The 7,892-nt window shown below is 48.4% G+C and carries 7 protein-coding genes; 6 read left to right on the top strand and 1 reads right to left on the bottom strand.

Going from position 1 to position 7,892, the window contains the following annotated elements; all coding sequences use genetic code 11:
- On the bottom strand, nucleotides 1-1,853 hold a 1,853-nt coding region (locus IQ235_RS12850), incomplete at its 3' end, for a CapA family protein (RefSeq protein WP_264321854.1).
- A 706-nt stretch (nucleotides 1,854-2,559) separates the two neighbouring features.
- Between IQ235_RS12850 and IQ235_RS12845 the strand changes: the two genes are divergently transcribed.
- From IQ235_RS12845 to IQ235_RS12820, 6 genes are all read left to right on the top strand, one after another.
- Entirely contained in the window at nucleotides 2,560-3,162 is a 603-nt protein-coding gene (locus IQ235_RS12845; RefSeq protein WP_264321853.1) for a DUF1517 domain-containing protein, read from the top strand.
- Between the two features lie 130 nt (nucleotides 3,163-3,292).
- Complete coding sequence (locus IQ235_RS12840; RefSeq protein WP_405196672.1) at nucleotides 3,293-4,114, top strand: hypothetical protein; 822 nt, start codon at nucleotides 3,293-3,295, stop codon at nucleotides 4,112-4,114.
- Between the two features lie 263 nt (nucleotides 4,115-4,377).
- Complete coding sequence (locus IQ235_RS12835; RefSeq protein ID WP_264321851.1) at nucleotides 4,378-5,037, top strand: hypothetical protein; 660 nt, start codon at nucleotides 4,378-4,380, stop codon at nucleotides 5,035-5,037.
- A 259-nt stretch (nucleotides 5,038-5,296) separates the two neighbouring features.
- Nucleotides 5,297-6,493 (top strand): S-layer homology domain-containing protein, encoded by a 1,197-nt coding sequence (locus IQ235_RS12830; RefSeq protein ID WP_264321850.1) that lies wholly within the window; start codon nucleotides 5,297-5,299, stop codon nucleotides 6,491-6,493.
- Nucleotides 6,494-6,522: 29 nt separating this feature from the next.
- Nucleotides 6,523-6,933 (top strand): excalibur calcium-binding domain-containing protein, encoded by a 411-nt coding sequence (locus IQ235_RS12825; protein ID WP_264321849.1) that lies wholly within the window; start codon nucleotides 6,523-6,525, stop codon nucleotides 6,931-6,933.
- Nucleotides 6,934-7,292: 359 nt separating this feature from the next.
- Nucleotides 7,293-7,709 (top strand): GNAT family N-acetyltransferase, encoded by a 417-nt coding sequence (locus tag IQ235_RS12820; protein WP_264321848.1) that lies wholly within the window; start codon nucleotides 7,293-7,295, stop codon nucleotides 7,707-7,709.
- The last annotated feature ends 183 nt before the right edge of the window (nucleotides 7,710-7,892 follow it).

Raw genomic sequence — 7,892 nt, 5'->3', positions numbered from 1 at the left:
GGATCGCGAATAAAGGTATCCGAGTCATCTTCCTCTTGAGGACTCGACATCAGTTTTGGGAAGGTCGGGACGCTTTTCCAGGGTTGAGAAATATCCGACTCTCCACCATTATCGATGTCTGTCGGGATAGAGGGGGCGGAAATCGACTGCGATCGCGGAAATTTGGAAGAGTCCGAAGGCAACGCGGGAGCTATTTTCTGTTTTTTGGGTTCTGGGTTGGTCTCTGGGTTGGTCTCTGGGTTTGGTTTTCGGGGCTGTCTCTTCAAAAGAGCTGAAGCAGGCATGGGCCGATCGAACATTTCCGATCGCTCTTCGAGCTGGCGGAGAATTTGGCGACCTCGTCGACCGCGAACGACCTTGGGTTGAAAGTCGCGAACTTCCACGGGCAAAAATTCCACCTTCATTTGAGAGCCTTTGAGCAGGACTTTCAAGACGGCAGTATCGTAACGACGTTCGGTGCTGCCTCCAAAGATGAAATTGCCCAAAGAGTAGGCGATCGCCCGATCTTTGTAAATTTGGGCCCCTTGCAACACTTTGGCATGGTGTCCCACAATTAAATCTGCCCCGTTATCGATGGTGAAATGGGCTAGATCGACCTGCCAGCGGTCGGGGGTTTCGGCAAGTTGCGCCCCCCAGTGGAAATTAACGATCGTCCAATCTACTCGATCTCGAATTGCCTCGATATCCCGCGCGATCCGATCTTTGAGGGCTTTATTCGTTCCCGCTTTATCTTTACCAGCCGAGTTAGAATCCCCGGCATAGTAACCCAAGTAAGCGATTTTTTGTCCTTTCACCTCTAAAATAGTCGGACGGCGGGCTTCGGTGGCATCCCGACCCGCTCCGACGCGGTAAATGCCCGCTCGATCGAGGGTTTCTAGGGTCTCGAGCAAACCCGCTTCACCGTATTCCATCACCCGATCGTTCGCCAGATTGACCAAATCGATACCACTGTTGGATAAAAAATCGACGGATTCGGGAGCACTTTTGTAGGTGGCAGTTTTCGCCGTTGTAGAAGCCTCTCGGGTGAAGATTTGCTCTAAATTAATAGCCGCCACATCCACTTGTGCGATTTCTTCCATCGCGGCAAAAGCCGACAAGTCGTTATCCTCACCCTCAGAAAGGGTCACGTCCCCAGCAAACATTAGAGAGACCGTCGGATCTCGGGGATCGAGAACTTGTGCGTGTTCCACCACCGAAACTCGCTCTAAGGCCGTGTCTACCATTCCGACTTCCTTTGCTAGAGGTGGTGAGATAGCTGATGGTGAAGTGGATGAGACTGATACCGTCGGGGGTTGGGGAAAAGGTATTGAGTTAGGCGATCGCGATGCAAATAGCTGTTGGGAACTCAACCAGACCCCGATGGCAAAGGCACTCGCTGCTGCCCCCGTCAACAGCAAGACGCGCAGGGTTTTGTAGTTAGCGCGAATTTGGGAACGGATCGACTCGATGGAGGATAAAAGAAGTTTGGCTGTCGCGCGAGAATGCTTTCGCTCTCGATTGGCCGGAGTGGAAATGCGTACTGACTGCTTCCAGAGAATTTCCGACTGACCTGCCGGACGCGCGGCAATGCGCACTCCTTCAATGGCATCGGAGTTGAGCTGCCAAATTTGGTGACAGATGAAACCCACGAGCTGTTTTTTTCGCGAGATCGAAGGTCTGGGGGTTGATGAAGCCTGTTGGGGAGGAAGTTCGACGAGAATCCGCAGGCAACCCTTACCGGCCGCACTGACTCGGGCGTAAATGCCTTGAGGAATGAGAAACTGGTTGAGCCAGTAGGCGATCTCTTGAAAATGCCCCGATCGAGCGAGTTCCATCGACGATGGTTGCCCTAGAATATCCATGTAAGCGGTCATTCTTTCTCCTCGTCAATACCAGCCACATTTAATCATATTTGGCAAGGCAAGGGAACTGCGATCGGCTCTCAAACGATTAATATCTCTTTTGCCTCCCATATGTTGATGTCTCAACCGGGATTTGAGTCGGTGGAGAGACACCTCGGATAGCTGACAAAATCGAAAATCGACAAAATTTATGTGAATCCGGGCATAACCCGCAGCACCACCCCACCTTGCAGACGATCCAATTCTTCAGTTCCTGGGACGGTCGCAGATGAGTCAACGTCAATTAAATATTAAGGTCGCTAGCGTCTCCATCAACAACGTTGCTCCCTAGCTCGAGAAATGAGTGTACTCAAAATCCCGTTTCGATCGAAATTTAGAATCGATCGTTTATGTTTACTCCTGACTTTGAAGTCGCTTACTACAGTTTCTTGAAAGATTAATTTTTCAAGATTTAGAAAAATTACTAGTCAGTTTCAAAGATATATTTACGGCTATATTTAAGCTTAAAAAATAAAGCTAAAATTCTCAAAAATGAAACACTGAAAAGACAGGCTTATAATCTTTTTTTCTGAAAATTTTGTTTAAATATAGGATCGAGTGAGTCACTTTTTGACGAAAAAAAGTTCGGTATTATTTTTTGGAGCGCTAGGCTTTATGTTTTATGAAAGTTAAAACAGCTTATCATATAATATTAATGTTGCTTTCATGAAAAAATAGGATGAGTAATTGGAGAGATCGATTTAATAAGATCGGAGGTCGATCTCGATTTGTGGTCTGTCGCGTGATGCTTCATTTAAGCGGCTCGAATATTGCTCCCTTGCTGGGAACGTTAAATCGGGTGGGAAGAGAGGCAATCGATTCTGATGGCGATTTAGATATTGTCGGAGAAGGATTAGTTGAGGTCTGTCAAAGCCTTTTGGAATACGAACCCAACTGGCGATCGGCTGCCAACGAAGGCGATGTTTTTACAAAAGAAGAAGAAGCGGGAGATTACATCACCGAACTATTTACCGACTCCGCACAGCGATACCTCAGCCGAGGAGATTTTGAGGAAGACTCGGACATTGACGAACCCCTATCCTTGAGTCCCACGGAAAATATCATTGTGATGATAACGATCGCTTGTGAGGGGGAAGTTCCCAGCTTAGAAACCAATCTCGCCGAACTGGAGGCAATGGAAGACGGGTTAAAAACCCTAATTGATTTGCACCACGGTGAAAAACTGCGAGCGATTCAAATTCACTTTTCCCCAGCACAGTTGGGTGATGAATTAACCCAAGAGCAAATTTTGATGAACTATTCCGAACTGATTCCTCTTTAAGGTATGGTTTGTGAAGAAACTAAAACTCGGGAAAATCAAAATTTTTTCCTCTGCTCTGACCCACTTTCCAATTTTTTGTAACGATATCCTTCATTTTAAGAATATGCTACGTCGATCGATCGCTCTTTTAATGTGTTTAACGATTTCTTGGACAGCACTGGGGTGGGATGCGATCGCGCCCAACTTCGATCGTCCCTCAAGCGGTGTCGTTTACGCCGCACCCGCTGCTGTCGATCGCGGTGAATATCCCCTCCAGCAAGCCGAGTACGATGACGGTAGCGGGGAGTACGCTCTGATGCTGTTGAATACGCCACGGGGAAAATCTCCTATCTTGCGGACGGAGGATTTGCAAATGGCACCGTTAACCGATGAGGAAGTTGCCGCTGGCAAAAAAAGCTACCTGAGTATTGATGGATCTGGGACGGTTTTGCATCTAGCGGAAGACTTCAAAATCGCATACGTCCATAACGTCACCGAAACCCAAACCAACCCGCAAACCGGTCAAACTCAAACCGTCGTCGTGCGTCGGGAATCCAATTTTTGGAGTCCATTTGCTGGAGCGATCGCGGGACAAATGGTGGCAAATTCGCTATTCGGGCCGCGATACTACATTCCCCCGGTGTATCAACCCGGTGGGGTGATGAGGGGATACGGCGGCTACGGCAACACCTATAATAGCGCCGTCAAAAGTTATCAAAAGCGTCATAACTCGAAGCCACCAGCGGTTAAAAATCGTCAGGCCCTGCGGACTACGGGTAACTTGAAATCCTCCTCTCGAAATCGGGCAACCACCCGCGCCAACCGCAGCAAAGCCACTCGCGCCACCGGATCGGGTTTCGGTTCGAGCAACCTGCGCCGGAGCGATCGAGTTCGTCCCCGCATGGGAAGGCGTTCTTCAGGGTTCGGCAGTGGAGGGCGATCGCGCTCGTTCAGTCGCGGTCGTCGTCGATAAGCTCCATCGATCGCACCGATAACCAAGTCTATAATTTTCGACCCGGTTTCTCCGCGAAGCCGGTTTTTTTTCTGTATCTATCTCCATCCCAACTCAAAGTCGAATTCCCGATCGATCTTTTTCTACCCGTTAATTTGACTTCGATACAATATAAATTACCCCTTTCCTCCATAAACCTGAAGCTTTCACAAACGTTTCTTATATTCCAGGTTGCGATTGACTAACCATTCCTGAAAAATCAAGACATCTACCATTTATTAATCATGCTGACATTCGATTTATTTGAAGGATATCGAACTAAAGGACTCAAAAAACTAGAGGAAGATGAAAGCTTGTTTGACGAGTTGTTCAGCCTCAGCGACGATCCCTTGTGCGAGTTTGGGACGATCGTCAACGGCGTTATCTTTAATTACCCAAAGACCAATACCTACTCGATCGTCTTTGCCTGGATGACGAGCGTCGGCTCTCTCTCTCAAGCGATCGCCGTTTCCGATCCCCATCCGAACTGGTTGCAATCTCTCCTGGGTGACTCGCAGAGCGTGAAGTTGGTATTCGCCAGTGAAATTGTCAAACGACAGAAAGACAAAGGAATTCGAGTGGTGAACAAAGCCCTCGATAAACTCACACCTCGACCCTTTTACATTTGGAGATCGGAAATTGCCGACTATCAGAAAGAACGCAATCGCGAAAGCGATCGCTTTCGCGGCATTGTCGCCTATGGGGCGAAACTGAAAGTGGGGAACCATCGCCAGGTTTGGTGTGTCTTCTGGTTAACCTCACCTCATACCCTGAATATTTTTGAATCGGAAGAGGACTGCTTGCGCATTCACGGTCATACCGATGAGAATACCGGTGAATTGAGAAACAAAATGGTGTATGGCTTTCCCAATCGCAACCAGACCCTAATTCCCACCTCTTCTTAAGAGAGCGGCCTTCAAGTTGGAATTCGAATTCGCGCTCGCCTCAGAAGCTTGGCAGCTAAACCCTTGAAAATTTCCTCGTTGCCCCGACTCGTTTCTGTTGAAGCAAGTGTCGATCGCTGAAAAAATAGAAAGATAAACGGATCGAGTCCAGGTGCCAAGCGTCCCTATCGTTCTTCGTTTGAAGCCTACCAACTGAAGTTGGTACGAGCGTTGCAAGGCCTTTGACTTCCCAGTGCAGCAATTCGGAATCCCAAAAGAGATGACACCATTGAAATTGAATTGGCAAACTGCGTGGCAAACAGCAATCGCTGGGGTTGGAGGATTACTGCTGTGGACTGCGGGATGGGTTGAGCCTGCATATGCGGGACGCGCGATTCTCAACCGATCCCCACAGCTTCTCGATCGTTACTTCGGCATCCCACTCGAAGTCGAGCCTTGCAACAATCCCTCGAAAAATCTCAGCGACGAACGAGAATGTATCGTGCGCGTTTACGAACCTTCAGACTTAGCGGCGGTATTTCCCGAACTGGAGCAAAATACCCTCAGCATCACATTTATTAACGATCGATCGATCCGAATTGACTTGGCTCGCGCGGGTGGTGACTTAACCTACACCCCGGCAAAAGCGAGTAAACTCTTCAACTATCTGTTTGGCTACCGAGCACCGGTTTGGTGGGTGTACTCCGACAATCGCAATCGCGACTTGCCAATTTGGAACTATCAAGCCTGCTTGGGGGATGGAATTGCCACCGCCTACAGCTCCTACTCCTCTCCTAGCGGTTCCGTGCCCGACTTGAGCGTCTTTTACAATCCCGATTGCGAGGCGACAGAATACACTTTTGGCGATATTCGATCGCACTGGGCAAAGCCCTTTATCGAAAACTTGGCAATCCAGGGAATCGTTGCCGGATTTCCCGACGGAACCTATCGCCCAGATGCTTCGGTGACTCGTGCCGAGTTTGCCGCTTTAGTCAGCAAAGCCCTCAGGGGGTCTTACGAACGATCGCCCGTGGAATTTGCAGATGTGCCTTGGGATTTTTGGGCTTACGATGCCATTGGGTTGGCATACGAACGGGGATTTTTGACGGGGTACCCCAGTGGAATTTTTGCTCCCAACCAGGCGATTCCCAAAGTGCAGGCGATCGTCTCGATTTCCGGCGGTTTGGGTTTGGCGTCCGATGCGCTCGGGGTGCTCTTGGCGTACGCTGATGGACGGGAGATTCCCGACTACGCAAAGTTTAACGTCGCTGGGGCCACTCAATGGGGCATCGTCGTTAACTATCCCAGACTCGATCGACTCGAACCCAATCGCCCCGCCACCCGTGGTGAAATTGCCGCATTTATCTATCAAGCTCGTTTCGGGAGCGATGGATTTATTGACTCGCCCTATATTGTCATTGCGCCCTCAAACCCGATCTCACCCGAGATTCAACTGAAAATGGTAGGATTTTTCTGAAATCGTTGTCCAATTCTTGAGGATTCTCTATGCGTGTCGCGATCGGTCTTGCTCTTTTAACGGGAACCCTAAGTCTTTCAGTATTTTCTGTATTTGCTCAACCCAGTCGTAACGTTAGTAACTTGCCCTCGTGCGTCAACGGAGATTGTAATTGCGACGATTTTGGCACCTGGCAAGAAGCGCAGCGAGTGTTAGATGCTTATCAAGGCGATCCTTTTAGGTTAGATACCGACCTTGATGGCATTGCTTGCGAAAACCTGACCGGTGCGCCACCCTATAACTCTACACCGCGTTCCACCTATCGCCCCCCATCGGGTAGTACGAACGCACCTGGTTCTAATCGAGGGGATACGAATTCGCCTAATCCTAATTCACCTAATTCTAATTCACCCAACTCGAATCCACCGAGAAATACACAACCGATTCGCGCGCTTTGGTAAGCGCATCTCCAGGAATACAACTCTCGTACAGAAGCAGAAGAATTTCTAGAAAGATAGATGCTCGATCGAATCCGATCGGGTTACTGGCAAGTCTTCCCAAGAAAGCCGATTCGGAACCACATACACAGAATCGCTTTTCGATCGCCGAAGATGCGCAGCGGCGGAAGTTTTGGCAAGATCGCATTCTCGCGCTTCATGAAGTATCCCAAAATAACTATTTCCCCTGTCCCATTCCTCAAACTCAGAACTGGTATACCTCAAAAGTGTGAAAACCGCTATTCTAGTCAGTGAATCGAGCGAACATCGTAGAATCGGGCGTGCATCAAAAAGCCCCAAAATTTTTAGGAGTTAAAATTCGGATGAAGATTCAATTGGCGAGTTCGGAGGCGGACATCGAACGATGTTATCCGATCGTGGCACGATGGCGAGAAATCGAGAAGCGATCCCAGTTCGTTCGACAAATCCAAGAACAGCAAAAGTTTGGATATTATTTTGTTTATTTAGAAGACGATCGTATTGAAGCGATCGCCGGCTTTCACATTATTCAAACCTTAGCTCGAGGTCGGGTTCTATACTTAGATGATTGGATTGGTGAGACTTCGGAATATACTTCAGGATACAGTCGTATTTTATTTGACTGGTTAATGGACTATGCTCGCGAGCATAGCTGTCAATCTTTACGTCTAAATAGTAGCGTTCGAAATATTCAAGCTCATCAATTTTATTTTAAGAATAAAATGAAAATTGAAGCATTTCAATTTTCTATTTCTGTATAGCCGAGAGTTGAGATAAAAATCCTAACTTCGATCGAGCCATTCAGCCAGGATTATCAAGATGAAGACCATCGAAAAAACATCGCTCTCCGAACAACTCAATCAAAAAAATGTCTCGTTACTATGGTGCTCGATGGCGTGCGGGTTGGCAAAGGATGTATCGTCGGTGCTGGGGCGGTGGTGACC

This window comes from Zarconia navalis LEGE 11467 (assembly GCF_015207075.1).
Classification (GTDB): domain Bacteria; phylum Cyanobacteriota; class Cyanobacteriia; order Cyanobacteriales; family Geitlerinemataceae; genus Zarconia; species Zarconia navalis.
Note: the sequence above shows the minus strand (reverse complement) of the source record. Positions and strands in the feature narration are given on the sequence as shown.

What these genes read in the sequence shown, in the direction of transcription:
- IQ235_RS12845 (WP_264321853.1), top strand. Translation starts at nt 2,560, where the DNA reads ATGAGTAATTGGAGAGATCGATTTAATAAGATCGGAGGTCGATCTCGA.
- IQ235_RS12840 (WP_405196672.1), top strand. Translation starts at nt 3,293, where the DNA reads ATGTGTTTAACGATTTCTTGGACAGCACTGGGGTGGGATGCGATCGCG.
- IQ235_RS12835 (WP_264321851.1), top strand. Translation starts at nt 4,378, where the DNA reads ATGCTGACATTCGATTTATTTGAAGGATATCGAACTAAAGGACTCAAA.
- IQ235_RS12830 (WP_264321850.1), top strand. Translation starts at nt 5,297, where the DNA reads ATGACACCATTGAAATTGAATTGGCAAACTGCGTGGCAAACAGCAATC.
- IQ235_RS12825 (WP_264321849.1), top strand. Translation starts at nt 6,523, where the DNA reads ATGCGTGTCGCGATCGGTCTTGCTCTTTTAACGGGAACCCTAAGTCTT.
- IQ235_RS12820 (WP_264321848.1), top strand. Translation starts at nt 7,293, where the DNA reads ATGAAGATTCAATTGGCGAGTTCGGAGGCGGACATCGAACGATGTTAT.